Source organism: Providencia sp. PROV116, assembly GCF_028482485.1.
Lineage (GTDB): Bacteria > Pseudomonadota > Gammaproteobacteria > Enterobacterales > Enterobacteriaceae > Providencia > Providencia rettgeri.
Map to the genome: position 1 here is coordinate 18166 of NZ_JAMPQO010000015.1, position 15555 is coordinate 33720.

15 protein-coding genes are annotated in these 15555 nt (G+C 39.1%); 6 read left to right on the top strand and 9 right to left on the bottom strand.

Going from position 1 to position 15555, the window contains the following annotated elements:
• Nucleotides 1-34 precede the first annotated feature (34 nt).
• A complete protein-coding gene (locus PSE72_RS11075) occupies nt 35-640 on the bottom strand; it encodes a LysE family translocator (protein ID WP_004265943.1) in 606 nt (201 codons plus the stop codon).
• A gap of 101 nt (nt 641-741) precedes the next feature.
• Between PSE72_RS11075 and PSE72_RS11080 the strand changes: the two genes are divergently transcribed.
• The 3 genes from PSE72_RS11080 to PSE72_RS11090 all read left to right on the top strand — a co-directional run bounded on the left by PSE72_RS11080 (nt 742) and on the right by PSE72_RS11090 (nt 2987).
• Nucleotides 742-1725: a hydrolase gene (locus tag PSE72_RS11080; protein ID WP_115166421.1), complete on the top strand. Its 984-nt coding sequence runs from the start codon at nt 742-744 to the stop codon at nt 1723-1725.
• Nucleotides 1722-1940, top strand: coding sequence for a YheU family protein (locus PSE72_RS11085; RefSeq protein WP_004262551.1), 219 nt, complete (start codon nt 1722-1724; stop codon nt 1938-1940). Before PSE72_RS11080 ends, PSE72_RS11085 begins: the two co-directional genes overlap by 4 nt.
• Before the next feature lie 177 nt (nt 1941-2117).
• Nucleotides 2118-2987, top strand: a complete 870-nt coding sequence (locus PSE72_RS11090) for a phosphoribulokinase (protein WP_115166420.1) — start codon at nt 2118-2120, stop codon at nt 2985-2987.
• Between the two features lie 90 nt (nt 2988-3077).
• Here PSE72_RS11090 and PSE72_RS11095 read toward each other — a convergent pair whose 3' ends face one another.
• Nucleotides 3078-3479 (bottom strand): OsmC family protein, encoded by a 402-nt coding sequence (locus PSE72_RS11095; RefSeq protein ID WP_004262554.1) that lies wholly within the window; start codon nt 3477-3479, stop codon nt 3078-3080.
• Nucleotides 3480-3835: 356 nt separating this feature from the next.
• On the opposite strand from PSE72_RS11095, the gene crp reads away from it, so the two are divergent.
• On the top strand, nt 3836-4468 hold the full coding sequence (gene crp, locus PSE72_RS11100; RefSeq protein ID WP_004262556.1) for a cAMP-activated global transcriptional regulator CRP: 633 nt from the start codon (nt 3836-3838) through the stop codon (nt 4466-4468).
• Between the two features lie 193 nt (nt 4469-4661).
• Nucleotides 4662-6158, top strand: coding sequence for a hypothetical protein (locus PSE72_RS11105; RefSeq protein ID WP_272690962.1), 1497 nt, complete (start codon nt 4662-4664; stop codon nt 6156-6158).
• A 180-nt stretch (nt 6159-6338) separates the two neighbouring features.
• Here the strand turns inward: PSE72_RS11105 and PSE72_RS11110 are convergent, their stop codons facing one another.
• The 3 genes from PSE72_RS11110 to ppiA form a co-directional block, all read right to left on the bottom strand.
• Nucleotides 6339-7553, bottom strand: coding sequence for an aspartate aminotransferase family protein (locus tag PSE72_RS11110; protein ID WP_217007867.1), 1215 nt, complete (start codon nt 7551-7553; stop codon nt 6339-6341).
• A gap of 129 nt (nt 7554-7682) precedes the next feature.
• The gene (locus tag PSE72_RS11115) at nt 7683-8258 is read right to left on the bottom strand and encodes an aminodeoxychorismate synthase component II (protein ID WP_004265957.1); all 576 of its coding nucleotides are present in this window, start codon (nt 8256-8258) and stop codon (nt 7683-7685) included.
• Nucleotides 8259-8688: 430 nt separating this feature from the next.
• On the bottom strand, nt 8689-9261 hold the full coding sequence (gene ppiA / locus PSE72_RS11120) for a peptidylprolyl isomerase A (protein ID WP_115166418.1): 573 nt from the start codon (nt 9259-9261) through the stop codon (nt 8689-8691).
• Between the two features lie 323 nt (nt 9262-9584).
• Here ppiA and yihA point away from each other — a divergent pair, with 323 nt between their 5' ends.
• Nucleotides 9585-10196 (top strand): ribosome biogenesis GTP-binding protein YihA/YsxC, encoded by a 612-nt coding sequence (yihA, locus tag PSE72_RS11125; protein ID WP_115166417.1) that lies wholly within the window; start codon nt 9585-9587, stop codon nt 10194-10196.
• Between the two features lie 111 nt (nt 10197-10307).
• Here the strand turns inward: yihA and PSE72_RS19955 are convergent, their stop codons facing one another.
• The 4 genes from PSE72_RS19955 to PSE72_RS11140 all read right to left on the bottom strand — a co-directional run bounded on the left by PSE72_RS19955 (nt 10308) and on the right by PSE72_RS11140 (nt 15552).
• Complete coding sequence (locus PSE72_RS19955) at nt 10308-10355, bottom strand: hypothetical protein (RefSeq protein WP_438361642.1); 48 nt, start codon at nt 10353-10355, stop codon at nt 10308-10310.
• Nucleotides 10356-10694: 339 nt separating this feature from the next.
• Nucleotides 10695-13487: a DNA polymerase I gene (gene polA / locus PSE72_RS11130; RefSeq protein WP_272690963.1), complete on the bottom strand. Its 2793-nt coding sequence runs from the start codon at nt 13485-13487 to the stop codon at nt 10695-10697.
• Between the two features lie 415 nt (nt 13488-13902).
• Entirely contained in the window at nt 13903-14523 is a 621-nt protein-coding gene (dsbA, locus tag PSE72_RS11135) for a thiol:disulfide interchange protein DsbA (RefSeq protein WP_004265973.1), read from the bottom strand.
• Nucleotides 14524-14556: 33 nt separating this feature from the next.
• On the bottom strand, nt 14557-15552 hold the full coding sequence (locus PSE72_RS11140) for a serine/threonine protein kinase (protein ID WP_115166416.1): 996 nt from the start codon (nt 15550-15552) through the stop codon (nt 14557-14559).
• Nucleotides 15553-15555 lie beyond the last annotated feature (3 nt).

Genomic DNA, 15555 nt, shown 5'->3' on the forward strand with positions numbered 1-15555 from the left:
GATGAGTCATATAAACTGCACTTTTATCAGAAAATCATTCCAACCAAATCAGGGGAACGCACAAAGCCGTTAAAATCCCCATTACCCAGTTAAAAATAAACCAAGCACGGCGGCTACGCAAAAATAGGCTGATTAATGAACCAAACCCCATCCAGATTAAACCCGCCACTAAGTTAACCACCACAAATGCGATACTCATCATTAAAATAGATTGAGTAAATAACTCACCGGGTAAGCTAAATCCCCCTACGGCTCCCAAACCCATCATCCATGCTTTCGGGTTTAAAAACTGCAATAAGCCACCTTGATACCAAGTCACGCTTTTCGCAACTTCGCTATTCGTCTTCAGTGGTGCATAATTTGCCGTCGCTGTTTTCCATGCGAGCCATAACAGGTAGATGCTTCCGGCGACTTTTAAGGCGATATGAATCGCAGGATAGAGCAATAAAAGTGCAGCAATACCGAATGCAGAAAGATAAAGTATGGACTGCATGCCTAACATAATACCAAGGCATAATGTAATCGTATGGCGAAAACCGTAGTTTGCTGCACTTGACGTTAGCAACATATTGTTAGGGCCGGGTGTGACTGCTGCAATGAATAAAAACGTAAAAAGAGAAAAAATCAGCCCCAGTGTCATTTATAATTTAGCCTCAAACTCAAATTTGTTTACTTGCATCACAAAAAAATAACAGTATGTTATGTGACTCACAAGAGTCTCCATTAAATAAAAATAAGGCTATGTCAGAAAACTTTCGTCCAATAAGTTGGGCTAAAAATCCACACCTCCAAACATTACTGCCAAGGATTTTCCGTAGAACACCGAAAATCAAACCTATATGGCAACGGCTTGAATTGCCTGATGGCGATTTTATCGATCTCGCTTGGAGTGAAAAACCCGAGCTAGCAGCGCATAAGCCACGATTAGTGATTTTCCATGGTCTAGAAGGTAATTTTAAAAGCCCTTACGCTCACGGAATGCTAGAAACTGCCCAAAAACATGGTTGGTTGGGTGTGATTATGCATTTTCGCGGTTGTAGTGGTGAACCCAATCGCCAACAGCGAATTTACCATTCAGGTGAAACCAGTGATGCTCGCTATTTTCTCCGCTGGTTGAAACAAACCTATGGTGATGCGCCAACCGCCGCAGTTGGTTATTCTCTTGGTGGCAATATGTTAGCCTGCTATTTAGCTGAAAGCGGTCAAAATGCAGATGTCGATGCGGGTGTTGTTGTTTCAGCTCCTTTGATGTTAGAAGCCTGCTCTTTACGCATGGAAAAGGGCATTTCTCAGTTTTATCAACGTTACTTACTAAATGGCTTGAAACGCAATGCCACCCGGAAATTAGTCCGTTATCCAGGCTCATTACCCTTAAACCTCTTACAATTGAAGCAGCTTAAGCGGATCCGTGAGTTTGATGATGTGATTACTGCTCGTATTCATGGATTTGATGATGCGACAGATTATTATCAAAAATGCAGTGCATTACCCAAGTTAGCTTATATCACTAAACCAACGTTAATTATTCACGCCAAAGATGACCCATTTATGGCGCCTGAAGTTGTTCCTGATTTATCATTTTTACCCCACAATGTGGAATACCAAATGACAGAACATGGCGGGCACGTCGGCTTTGTGAGCGGTACATTGAGAAAACCGCAAATGTGGTTAGAAAGCCGTATTCCTCAATGGCTAACCCCTTATTTAGATAAGGAAATAATGTGATTATTCCTTGGCAAGAACTTGAGCCTGAAACATTGGAAAACCTGATTGAGAGCTACGTATTGCGTGAGGGAACCGACTACGGCTCCCATGAAAAAAGCCTGCAAGATAAGGTTAACGATGTGAAACGGCAGTTAGTTTCTGGCGAAATTGTGCTAGTCTGGTCTGAATTGCATGAATCGGTTAATTTCATGCCTAAGGGAAGTTTTTCTGTATGATGTTTTTATTCCATGGTTCATTTTTACGTCATCTTTTGTCATAAAAAAGTTGCGTGTTTTCCAACATAATCATGTCGTAAAACCATCAAATAAGGCTCACAACCCTAACACCCGTTAATCCGCTTCATGCACTATTGATTAAAATAGTGCTTATAAGCGCAGCACAGGGAGTCCACGATGTCTAAAAAGCACCCAATCATTGCTATCACCGGTTCAAGCGGGGCTGGCACAACGTCAACTAGCCAAGCATTTCGTAAAGTCTTTCATCAATTAAATATCCAGCCTGCAACATTAGAAGGGGATAGTTTTCACCGCTATACACGCCCTGAAATGGATATGGCTATCCGAAAAGCCAGAGAACAAGGCCGGCACATCAGTTACTTTGGCCCCGAAGCGAATGATTTTGCTTTGCTTGAACAAACTTTAGTCGACTATGCAAAATCGGGTTGTGGGCAATCCCGTAAATATCTACATACTTATGATGAAGCGGTACCTTATGGCTTGCAGCCCGGGACATTTACCCCTTGGGAACCGCTGCCAGATAAAACGGATATTTTGTTTTATGAGGGGCTACATGGCGGTGTTGTCACACCGGAACATAATGTCGCACAACATGTTGATTTACTTGTCGGTGTTGTCCCTATAGTCAACCTAGAATGGATCCAAAAATTAATCCGTGATACGACAGAGCGAGGGCACTCCCGCGAAGCCGTTATGGACTCTGTCGTGCGTTCTATGGGTGACTATATTAATTACATCACGCCACAATTTTCTCGCACTCACATCAATTTTCAACGCGTTCCGACGGTAGATACCTCCAACCCATTTTCGGCTAAAGCCATTCCATCACAAGATGAAAGCTTTATTGTGATCCGCTTTCGTGGGCTAGAGCAAATTGATTTCCCCTATTTGCTATCAATGATATCTGGCTCTTTCATTTCTGCAATGAATACAATTGTCGTCCCCGGAGGAAAACTAGGTTTAGCCATGGAATTAATTATGGCGCCAATAGTCGAAAAACTAATTAATCAAAAGGACAACAATTAAATTATTTTTTGATTAATAAATAAGATGCTTATCATTAATTAAGGTAAGCATCTTTTAATTCAAATATACCAATAAAAATTAAATTTATTTTTAGTTTTTTATTTCAAAGCTATGTGTGACTTCCACGGTTTTCTCTAACATCAATGCGACTGAACAATATTTTTCAGCAGAAAGTTGAACGGCTCGTTCGACCGCTTTTTCCGTTAATTCATTCCCTGTTACAATAAAATGTAAATGGATTTTCACAAAATAACGAGGGGCTTCTTCGCGACGCTGTGAGGTTAATTTCACCTCACAATCCGTAATATCATAGCGGCCCTTTTGTAGAATCGAAACGACATCAATCGCGCTGCAACCGCCCGCTGCCATTAGCACCATTTCCATTGGACTTGGGGCTTTATCACCTGCATTGCCGTCCATCATCACTTGGTGCCCAGACGCAGACTCCCCTAGAAAAGAAAGTCCTTCAACCCACTTAACTCTTGCTTCCATTATATTTCCCCTTGAAATGAAATCGGTTTAAAGGCTACATTGTTCCATAGATGCAATGAATGTTATATCAACTTTATTTGGCTGAAGCGATACAGGGAAGACTTTCTTTATTGGATATGCTACAAACAATACTTAGTTGATAGGATTAAGATCAAAACTCAACGGTTTAATTGATCATATTATAGTGTTGATATCAATTTGCGTTACCCAAAGCAATCAAAAACGCTGAAGCAATCAGCTGTTAGATTATTTAAAGGTATATAAGGCAAATTAATATGCTAAGCTAGTGACTTTAAAGCCAGCCTTTCTAGTATGTTTTTCTGAATGGCTGCAATAACATACAGAGGATAACGCTAATGGTTCTCGGCAAGCCACAAACAGACCCTACTCTTGAATGGTTTTTGTCACACTGCCATATTCATAAATATCCATCCAAGAGCACTCTTATCCATCAGGGTGAGAAAGCAGAAACCCTTTACTATATCGTTAAAGGTTCGGTGGCTGTTTTAATTAAAGATGAAGAAGGCAAAGAAATGATCCTCTCTTACCTGAATCAGGGGGATTTCATTGGTGAGCTTGGGTTATTTGAAGAAGGGCAAGAACGTACTGCGTGGGTTAGAGCCAAAATAGCCTGCGAAGTTGCTGAAATTTCTTACAAAAAATTCCGTCAATTAATTCAGGTAAACCCTGATATTTTAATGCGCCTTTCTGCGCAAATGGCTAGTCGTCTACAAACAACATCTGAGAAAGTCGGTAACCTCGCATTCTTGGACGTTACAGGCCGTATTGCTCAAACTCTATTAAACTTAGCTAAACAGCCTGATGCAATGACACACCCAGACGGTATGCAAATCAAAATTACTCGTCAGGAAATAGGCCAAATCGTGGGTTGTTCCCGTGAAACAGTCGGCCGTATTTTAAAAATGTTAGAAGACCAAAACCTGATCTCTGCACATGGTAAAACCATCGTTGTTTATGGTACTCGCTAATTAACCTTTCAGCCTCGCTCTCTTGGCGAGGCATGCAATTTAAAATAACGTTATACCTCTGGTATAACGTTATTTTTTCTTATCCATAGCCTATTTATATACTTTCATTAATGAGTATCGTTTCTTTATATTCTTCTAGCTAATTATCGAACTAATATAATGGGAGTTAACCATTATTAGGAGATTATTAGTCGTGACGTTAGATACTAAAGTAAATAATCAAGCCAGTATATTTATTAACATTAACAACAAAGTAATTCCATACAAAAAAACCTCAGTCATTGATAATCTAAATGTTATTAAGCCATTGAGCTCAGAGAGTTATAATAAAATAAACTTCGCAATTCAGAATAGTGAATTTCACGAAAGTGCACAGCCCGTACTAAATCAACTACCCTATTCACCACCTGTTGAAAAGCTCTTATTACCTTATACCTATCATGAGGATGATTTAGTTTCCTCATCAGATATCTTCAAAAATAGCATTGAAATAAAAAATGATTCACTTATCAGTGAAAAAAAGGATACCGAGCTAATGCCACTTAATAAAATAAGCACTACAGAAACCAAAGTTTTTAAAGATTTCCGTTTAAATCGCTCAGCTGGTCGATTTTCAAATTTAATATTAGAAATAAAATCAACACATGAAAAAGGCATTCGTTATTTAAAAAATATACTTAAAAAAAATAACAATGAAGAACTATGTGTTAAGTTTGAAAGTGGAAAGGCTAAAATTATAGACAAAGCCACTATAGCCAGACAAAATTTAATGAAACAACACGAAAACATTAATGACGCCAAGGCTACGAATAACGTATTTTATACAGTACAGCAAGAAAATTCAGATTTATATAATAGCTATAAAATCCTACTGGATGAAATAGGTATAGTTGAATCAAAAGCTAATAAACTGATAATGGAAAATTCAAACAATAAAAATCAATCCCAGTACCATAAGTTATTTGAGGAATTAGATATCATGGATATGATAAACTCACCAGAACTATCGAATGATAACCTTGAAAAAATCAATAATACCTTTGATGAAATGAAATCAGTCATTAAAATGTTAGAAAATTATATCGATGAGTCTGCTACCAATGAACAATTAGTCTGGGATGATTATGACCCTAACTGGAATAATCTACCAAATGAAAGCCTAAATACACAAAATAAAGAAATGATTAAACAAAACATTTCACAAGATGTTATTGATGATGCAGTTTATATAATCAACAAGTCAGACACTGACATTATAGACGATGATGCAAAATCTGAGCTTAATTATTTTTTTAATAATTCCCCTCAGTATTTAAGATATACCTACTATTCAAGTAATGAAAGCTTAAATTCCAATTCATCTGGCTATCATACAAATAGTAGCTTTTCCCCAAGCAGTTCAAAATATTCTTCAACCGAATCGTTACACCAAGAAAAAGACAATGAAAACTTGAGTGATATAAATAAAATTACAGCTAACAAAGTAGATATAATAAACTCACCTGAAAGAGAGAAAAACAAAAACACTCAAACACAAACACAAACACAAACACAAACACAAGCACAAGCACAAAAAATGAAACTATTAATGGAAGGGAAAAGTTCAACAGGTTATCTTCCCCCCTCTCATCAAAATAAAGAAAATGACTCAATTAAAATGGAACAAATAGAACAACTTGATAAAAAATAGCTGAGTTGAAAGCTTTGAAAAAAGAATACCAAGAAATGGCTATTATCTCTTCAACACAAGAAAAACAAACTGCGCAATTAATATTAAAGGTAAAACAAGACCCTGTAAAAAGTAGAAAAATGTAATTGATAAAACGTTTATTACAGAGGCAAAAATGCCTCTGTAACTTTACTCAACAATTTAACCTAACAACTTACCGATCGCCGTTTCTAATTTCGCCATACCACTATTAATTTCTTCCTCAGAAATAATCAGTGAAGGCGTAAAACGTAAAACATTCGTGCCAGCATTGAGCATCATCAGACCTTCTACCGCACTGGCTTGCAAGATATCTTTCGAACGGTTCAATAGTTTGCCGTCTAATTCAGCACCAATTAATAACCCCATTCCTCTGACCTCAGAGAAAATGTGGTATTTTTCATTCAGTTTATTCAAATGAGCGACAAATAATTCACGACGCTTTTCGACACCATTTAATACTTCCTCAGTATTAATAATATCAAACGCCGCATTACCTACTGCGCACGCTAAGGGATTGCCACCATAGGTGGTGCCGTGCGAACCCACTTCCATGGTTTTTGCCACTTCTTCAGTGGTGATCATTGCACTAATAGGGAAACCGCCACCCAATGCTTTTGCCGTGGTTAAAATATCAGGCACAATATTGTAATGCATATAAGAAAATAATTTACCTGTACGGCCCATACCGCTTTGTACTTCATCAAAAATCAACAATGCATTATTTTCATCACACAGCTTACGAACTCCTTGCAGAAATTCCGCTGTTGCTGCGGTGACGCCACCTTCACCTTGTACTGGCTCAAGAACAACTGCGCAGGTATTTTCATCAATCACCGCTTTGACAGCATCAAGGTCATTAAATGGCACATGAATAATATCCGCAGGCTTTGGCCCAAAACCATCCGCATATTTCGCTTGCCCACCAACCGAAACGGTAAATAATGTGCGTCCGTGGAAAGCTTGTTTGAAAGCGATAATCTTAGTTTTATAGGGGCTGTATTTAGTAATAGCGTAGCGGCGTGCTAATTTAAACGCAGCTTCGTTAGCTTCTGAGCCGGAATTCACAAAAAATGCGCGGTCAGCAAATGTCGCATTCGTGAGCTTTTGTGCTAACTTCAACGCCTGCTCGTTGGTGAAAATATTACTGACATGCCATAGCTTTTCGCTTTGTTCACGCACCGCAGCCACCAAACTAGGGTGGCAATGCCCCAAAGCAAGAACAGCGATCCCACCAGCAAAATCAATATATTCTTTACCTTGCTGATCCCAAACGCGGCTACCTTCGCCTTTAACTGGAATAAATTCCGCTGGCGAAAAAATAGGTAACATAACTTGATCAAAAGTTTGCCGATTTACTACTGGTTGCTCAGACATACCCCTCACCTGCTCTTATTTAATGCAATTATGAAAATATAAGCATTAAATATGAATAAAAAATCAAAAAAGAGCAATAGTAAAGGGCATAATATGCATAATTAATTTTTTCTGAATACGATTGCTAAATTAATATTTTAGAAAATTGTTTAGTAATTCATGGCCTTGTTCACTCAGAATGCTTTCAGGATGGAACTGAACACCTTCTATAGGCAAGGTTTTGTGCCGTATTCCCATGATTTCATCAACATCGCCATTATTCAGTGACCATGCTGATACATCAAAAGAAACAGGGAGTGTCTCTGCAGCAATCACCAACGAGTGATAGCGTGTCACTGTTAAGGGACGATTTAAGCCTTTGAATACACCTTGATGGTTATGGTGAATAGCAGAAGTTTTACCGTGCATAACTTCTCGTGCTTTGACGACTGATGCACCAAAAGCTTGCCCAATCGCTTGATGCCCTAAGCAAATACCCAAAATGGGTAATTTACCTGCAAAGTATTTTATCGCCTCAAGGGAGATGCCAGCCTCATCCGGTGTACATGGCCCAGGTGAAATCACAAGATGTGTAGGCGAAAGCTGTTCAATTTCTTCGATGGTAATTTCATCATTACGTTTTACAACAACTTCAGCCCCTAACTCACAAAAGTATTGGTATAAGTTGTAAGTAAATGAATCGTAATTATCAATAAGTAGAAGCATATTAGCCTATCCGACTGATTTTTATCATTATATATTATTTTCTTATGCATATTTTTATTGTGTTGGCAATCAGAACGATGATTAAAACACCATAAAAATAATAAGGGCGGCTATCATAGCACAGCCAAAGCAGGAAAATAGCCTATTTAAGTCAATGATTGTTTTTTCTCAGCTAAAAATTCCATATAAAAATCATGGAATTATATTTACACCCCTATAACAAAGCTGTATTTTGGTTAAGAATTACTTTAAATACAATGAAATAAAAGGTTGATAAAAATTAGCAAGAGCTAACATATTTTAACTAACATAGTTAATGAAGAGAAACTCAAAGAGGAAGGAAAAACGCTTTTAAGAAAAGTGGGCACGTTAAAACAACCTACCCACAGTATTCGACACGACAGCTTTTAATGACTATCGTTTTTAATTACTACGGTTTTTTAATCACTTCAGCAGAAATAATTGTAATCGGTTCAACTGGGACATTTTGATATGGCCCTACGTTTTCCGTTTTTACTTTAGAGATTTTATCTGCAACATCCATCCCTTTCACCACCTTACCAAATACAGCGTAACCGAAGTCACGTTGGCCGTGGTCTAAGAAAGCGTTATCAGCCACATTAATAAAAAATTGGCTAGTTGCACTGTCTTTACTTGCAGTACGCGCCATAGAAATAGTACCGCGTAAATTACGTAAACCGTTATCCGCTTCATTTTTGATTGGAGCACGGGTTTGTTTTTGCTGTAAATCTTTATTAAAGCCACCGCCTTGAATCATAAAACCAGGGATAACACGGTGGAAAGTGGTTCCGTTGTAATAACCTTCATTAACATACTGAACGAAATTTTCTGTCGTAACAGGGGCTTTTTTACTATTCAGTTCTAATTCGATATCACCCGCCGACGTGACTAATTTAACATAAGTCTCACCCGCAGATAATGCAAGAGAAGATGCGCTCATTGCGCAGATGGCCAAAAGTGGCACAAAAATTCGTTTTAACATGTAAGGTCCCTTTCGTTATAGCTCATTACAACTGCAATCAAGCAATTCTAGAGTGAAGCCAACAAGAATGCTGAAGATTTACCTATATTTACGCCAAAAAATAAAAACACACCAAATGCGCTAAATTCTAGACCAATTTTAGTGAAAAACGTCATTAATAATGGTTATTTTTCTATTATTACAATTTCGCAGACTACAACACACAAAAAATAATACCTGACACCAAGGGAAAAGCGGTTAAGAGGATATTTCGAGTTGTCGGGAAGCGCTAAGCAAAGCTATAATCCTCGAGCCTTTTGAGGCTAACTCAGGGAGAAAGACAAATGGCAATTAAAAATCATAACTACCAGATGGCAAAATTTGTCATCAGTGCACCCGATATCCGTCATCTACCTAAAGATACCGGAGTTGAGGTGGCTTTTGCTGGCCGTTCTAATGCGGGGAAATCCAGTGCGTTAAACGCATTAACACAGCAAAAAAGCTTAGCACGCACCAGTAAAACGCCAGGAAGAACTCAGCTAATCAACCTATTTGAAGTTGAGGAAGGCGTTCGCCTTGTTGACCTTCCAGGCTATGGTTATGCCGAAGTTCCTGAAGAAATGAAACGTAAGTGGCAACAAGCACTCGGGGAATATCTCCAAAAACGCGAATGCATTAAGGGGCTTGTTGTATTAATGGATATCCGTCATCCATTAAAAGACCTCGATATGCAAATGATTGAGTGGTCTGTCGCAATGAATGTGCCAGTTCTGGTTTTACTCACTAAAGCAGACAAACTGGCCTCTGGAGCAAGAAAGAAACAGTTAATGGAAGTGCGTCAAGCACTTGCTCCACTTGAAGGGGATATTGAAGTCGAATACTTTTCAGCACTGAAAAAAATTGGTGTCGATAAACTCCGTATTAAGCTAGATAGTTGGTATAACACACCGGCTTGATTTCTTTAGTAGTGAGCCAGAAATGGTTCATTACACCCTCATAGCTTCTAATTCACTGAATTTTAGATAAAAAAATGCTCCAGTCAAATACTTGACTGGAGCAGCTAATATTCAGCTAAATCCGATTACGTGAAGTAAAAGGTCTGAAAGATAGAACATCTTACCTCTGTACCCTACGCCTATTAATGTACTTTATTTTTCGCTCGAAAAAAAGCCTTTTTGTAATTTTTTTTCAAAGCTGTCTACGATTCAGCATGATAATACGAATAAAATAAGACAAAAAAACGGATTTTAATTACATATTTATGAGATATATGTCGCATAAAAATGTTAATCATATCCTCAAATTTCATCATGAAATAATTGATTTATTACAGAGTTATATTAAATTTCTAGTTAATAATTTCAAATGCATAATTATCTGTTATGTATTCACTTAAACATAAAAAAACCCCCAATAACGTATTGGAGGTTTTGTAGATTCAATATTGTTAAAAATTAATGGGCTTCATCCCAGTTATCGCCTATCCCCACATCCACTTTTAATGGTACATCCAATTTCATGCTTTGTTCCATTAACAATTGGACCTGAGCTTGGACACGCTCTAACTCAGATTCTTTCACTTCAAAAACCAATTCATCATGAACTTGCATTAGCATATCTGCATGTGGCTTTTTGGTTTGCAACCAATTATCAACAGCAATCATCGCTTTTTTAATGATATCCGCTGCGGTTCCTTGCATTGGTGCGTTGATCGCTTCGCGTTCCGCGGCTTTACGGCGCATTCCATTACTGGACTTAATATCTGCCAGATATAAACGGCGACCTTCGAGGGTCTCTACATAGCCTTGCTCAGACGCTTGCAAGCGTGTGTTTTCCATATAACGTAATACACCTGGGTAACGTTCAAAGTAAAGATCCATATAGCGCTGCGCCTCACCTCGAGGGATCCCTAATTGACGCGCTAAACCAAACGCACTCATGCCATAGATAAGCCCGAAGTTAATCGCTTTGGCACTACGGCGTTGGTCACTAGTGACTTGTTCCAGTGGTACACCAAAGACTTCAGCGGCTGTTGCTTTATGGATATCTTTCCCTTCCGCAAACGCAGTTAATAGGCCCTTATCTTGGGATAAATGCGCCATAATACGTAATTCAATTTGCGAGTAGTCCGCCGCCATCACTTTGTAGCCTTCACGAGCAATAAAAGCTTGGCGGATCCGGCGCCCTTCCTCAGTTCTAACAGGAATGTTTTGTAGGTTAGGATCTCGAGAAGATAAACGCCCTGTTGCTGTGACGGCTTGATGGTAAGAAGTATGAACACGCTGAGTACGCGGGTTAATCATGAGTGGCAGTTTATCCGTATACGTGGATTTTAATTTGGCTAAACTACGGTGCTCGAGCAACAATTTTGGCAATGCATGATTCAGCGCCAATTCTTCAAGCACTTCTTCATTAGTCGACGCTGCCCCACTTGGTGTTTTCTTTATCACCGGCAATTGCAATTTTTCGAATAAGATAGTTTGCAATTGTTTTGGCGAAGCGAGGTTAAACTCTTCCCCTGCAAGCTCGAAAGCCTCTTTTTCCAGCTCAGCTAAACGAGCGGTAATCACCTTTGACTGCGCTGCAAGTACGTTTGCGTCAATTAAAACACCTTTGCGTTCCATGCGGACTAACACAGGCACAAGTGGCATTTCAATATTTTGGAAAATATGATTAAGCGTTGGCTCAGCTTCTAATTGTGGGTATAACGCTTGGTGCAGTAATAACGTGACATCCGCATCTTCCGCGGCATAATTAGCTGCTTCTTCTAAGGCGATTTGATTAAATGTCAGCTGTTTTTTACCTTTACCCGCGATTTCTTCAAAGCTCACAGTTTTGTGGTTCAAATGGCGATCGGCCAAGCTGTCCATATCATGGCGCCCCATTCCCGCAACACTATTTAACACATACGATTCCAGCATGGTGTCATAGCCAATACCTTTTAATTCAATGCCGTAGTTTTCAAGAACTTCTGCATCATATTTCAAGTTCTGGCCAATTTTGAGAATTTTTTCACTCTCAAGCAAAGGTTTCATAACTTCCAAAACCTCTTCCAGAGGGAGTTGTACTGGCGCATCAAGGTAATCGTGACCTAATGGCAAATAAGCGGCATGCCCTGGCTCAATTGCAAATGACATGCCCACTAAACGGGCTTCTTGGGTATCTAAGCTATCGGTTTCAGTATCAAAAGCAAATAACGATGCCTTGCTCAGTTTTTCAACCCAGCGCTCTAAATCCGCTTTTTCTAAAATCGTTTGGTAATTTTCAGCACTCAATGTTGGTGCTGTTGGGATTGATGGCTTGGCAGCTGACGTTGCTGGCGTTGGGCTCACTTTTGTACTTGTGCCTTTCCCCTCCATCCAAGTCCCATTTTCAACATCCGTTAACCAACGTTTAAATTCATAACGGCTGAATAATTGATGTAGCTTATCCACATCTGGCTGAGCAACTTGTAACTCTTCACAGGTCTTTTCCAGCTCAACATCCGTTTTAATTGTCGCTAATTGATATGATAAAAAAGCAACATCACGGTTTTCAGCCATTTTAGGGGCTAAGGTTTTAGAGCCTCTAAAACCTAATGGAGCGATAGCTTCAAGGTCATTATAAATTGCTTCTAAGCTACCAATGCCTTGCAGTAAGGCTAGTGCTGTTTTTTCACCGACACCAGGCACGCCAGGAATGTTATCTGACGAATCCCCCATTAAGGCTAAAAAGTCGATAATAAGTTCAGGGGGCACACCGTATTTTTCTTTGACTTCATCAGGCCCTAGAATAGTGTTATTCATGGTATTAATGAGCGTAATATTAGGCTCAACTAATTGCGCCATGTCTTTATCGCCCGTACTGATTAATACTGGCATACCTTTTCGGCTTGCTTCACAAGCTAATGTCCCGATGACGTCATCGGCTTCCACCCCTGAAACAACAAGTAAAGGTAACCCCATCGCTTCTACCATTTCATGCAATGGAGCGATTTGAGCGCGCAAGTCATCAGGCATAGGTGGGCGATGAGACTTATAGCTTTCGAACAATTCATCACGAAATGTTTTTCCCTTCGCATCAAAGACAACCGCTACATGGCTAGGTTTATACTGCATAATTAAACTGCGTAGCATATTAAGCACGCCATACATTGCCCCTGTAGGCTCACCAGCACTATTGGTCAGTGGAGGGAATGCATGATAAGCACGGTATAGGTAAGAGGAACCATCAACCAAAATAAGGGGGTTTTCTGCAATCTGAGCCATAATCTGTCATCATCTTTTAGTCAGGAACGAATGCTAATAGGATGCCATAATGTCGCCTCAGATACATCCCAAGTTTTATATTCCGCTTAATCGCATTGTTAAAAGCACATCAAATCATTCACGATTTCAAATACATTATTTATTACGATTAGTTAAAATTATTATTTACAATTAAATTAATCACACCAATGTACTAAATACCTGATTAACATCCTGTGGATAACCTTGTGTGTAAATTTGTGTTACTCAGTAAATTCAATAAGTAATATGATGATTAACAGTATGAACAGGAAAGTAAAATCAAAGAGTTAGCACAAGATTGAGTAGATTTAATGCGCCGGAGAGAACGTCTTAGAATTGTGGATATTGATAGGAGAAAAAAGACGATGGCTAATTTACCACCGTCTATTTGCTATTATTTTTTACTTACTAAGAAGTTCACAACGTTAGAGAACTCTTTGCCATAATCAGCGGCATTATCAACTGAGATACCGTTATTACGAACTTGGTATTTACCATCAACAAATAATGCAGGAACACCACGCAATTTTAAGTCTTGCGCTGCATTTTGCTGTTTCGCAACGATAGATTTTACAACGAAGCTATTTAAAGCTGCATCATACTCATCACCAGAAATACCCGCTTTGATAAAGGCATTACGAATATCTGCTTTGCTGTTGATAGTTTGCGTTTTTTGGATACCTTCAAACAGAATAGGCGTCACTTTGTCTTCTGCTTTCAGGACAATCGCAACGGCCCAAGCTTGGGTTAAATCAGCACCTAAAGGACCAAGAAAATCAACGTGATAACGTTCCATTTTCACGCCTTCTGGCAAGTTTTTCTCTACGGTTTGAGGCACTTTATACACACTCTCAAATTGATAGCAGTGTGGGCAATAAAATGAGAAGAACTCCAGAACTTGCGGTAAATTTGGTACAGCTTTAACATCAGTATACTCTTTACCTTCCGTGTAGTTTGCCGCTGCAGCACTAAAAGACATGGCAATACCAAGCAAAGCCAACATAATTTTTTTCATAGACTACATTCTCCAAAAACAAAAACTTAAAAGTTAAAACTGAGGGGTTAACTGCAAAGGGGCGTCTTGCAACCGTTCAATCTGTTGATTAAATTCGAGCGATTGTTTTTGCCAAAAATCATCAGCTTGTAGCCAAGAAAATGCTCGAGGAAATGCAGGGTCTTGCCAACGGCGGATAATCCACCCGAGATAATGTACCATACGCATTGCTCTAAGAGGTTCAATAAGCTTCAGCTGTTTTACATCAAAATCACAAAACTCATTATACGTTTCTAATAACGTATTCAATTGAATGACTTGTTCTTGGCGAGAGCCATTAAGTAGCATCCAAAGGTCTTGGATTGCAGGCCCGTTTCGGGCGTCATCAAAATCCACCAGCCAAGCTTCATCGCGCCATAGAATATTGCCTGGGTGGCAATCACCTTGTAGACGAATAGATGAAATTGAGCTAGGCCACTGCAATTTTACTTGTGCAATCAATGCATCTAAAGACGTTATAAATTGGGACTTATAACGTTCTGCAATCAAAGGACTCGATGCTATCACTTGGTGAGGTTGTGCCAAATATTCATCGAGACCTATTGTCGGACGAAATGCAAAATTTTTACGCTGACCAATTTGGTGTATACGCCCTAATAAGTGGCCGACACTTTCTAATTGAAACAAGTTATCTGTTTCATATTGTCGGCCACCGACACTCGGAAAAATTGCAAATATAAACCCACCAAATTCCAATACCGTTTGCCCGGCAAACTCAAGAGGTGCAGCTACAGATAACCCTTCATCTCGTAGCTCTAAAGTGAAATCATGTTCTTCTTGAATTTGCGAACGATTCCAACGCTCGGGACGATAAAATTTAACCACAAAGCGTTGCCGATTTTCGTCTTGGAACTGATAAACTCGATTTTCGTAGCTATTTAATTCAAGCAGCCCAGATTCAGGGTAAACCCCAACTTCCATTAAGGCGTCTAAAATTAAGTCGGGGGAAATTCCACTAAAATGGAAATTCGAATGTTCTATTTGATCCATCGC

Bases quoted from the DNA above. Each gene is read 5' to 3' on its own strand.
- polA (WP_272690963.1), bottom strand. From the start codon at position 13,487: ATGGCTCAGATTGCAGAAAACCCCCTTATTTTGGTTGATGGTTCCTCT.
- dsbA (WP_004265973.1), bottom strand. From the start codon at position 14,523: ATGAAAAAAATTATGTTGGCTTTGCTTGGTATTGCCATGTCTTTTAGT.
- PSE72_RS11095 (WP_004262554.1), bottom strand. From the start codon at position 3,479: ATGGAAGCAAGAGTTAAGTGGGTTGAAGGACTTTCTTTTCTAGGGGAG.
- crp (WP_004262556.1), top strand. From the start codon at position 3,836: ATGGTTCTCGGCAAGCCACAAACAGACCCTACTCTTGAATGGTTTTTG.
- yihA (WP_115166417.1), top strand. From the start codon at position 9,585: ATGGCAATTAAAAATCATAACTACCAGATGGCAAAATTTGTCATCAGT.
- PSE72_RS11110 (WP_217007867.1), bottom strand. From the start codon at position 7,553: ATGTCTGAGCAACCAGTAGTAAATCGGCAAACTTTTGATCAAGTTATG.
- PSE72_RS11075 (WP_004265943.1), bottom strand. From the start codon at position 640: ATGACACTGGGGCTGATTTTTTCTCTTTTTACGTTTTTATTCATTGCA.
- PSE72_RS11090 (WP_115166420.1), top strand. From the start codon at position 2,118: ATGTCTAAAAAGCACCCAATCATTGCTATCACCGGTTCAAGCGGGGCT.
- PSE72_RS11080 (WP_115166421.1), top strand. From the start codon at position 742: ATGTCAGAAAACTTTCGTCCAATAAGTTGGGCTAAAAATCCACACCTC.
- ppiA (WP_115166418.1), bottom strand. From the start codon at position 9,261: ATGTTAAAACGAATTTTTGTGCCACTTTTGGCCATCTGCGCAATGAGC.
- PSE72_RS11140 (WP_115166416.1), bottom strand. From the start codon at position 15,552: ATGGATCAAATAGAACATTCGAATTTCCATTTTAGTGGAATTTCCCCC.
- PSE72_RS11115 (WP_004265957.1), bottom strand. From the start codon at position 8,258: ATGCTTCTACTTATTGATAATTACGATTCATTTACTTACAACTTATAC.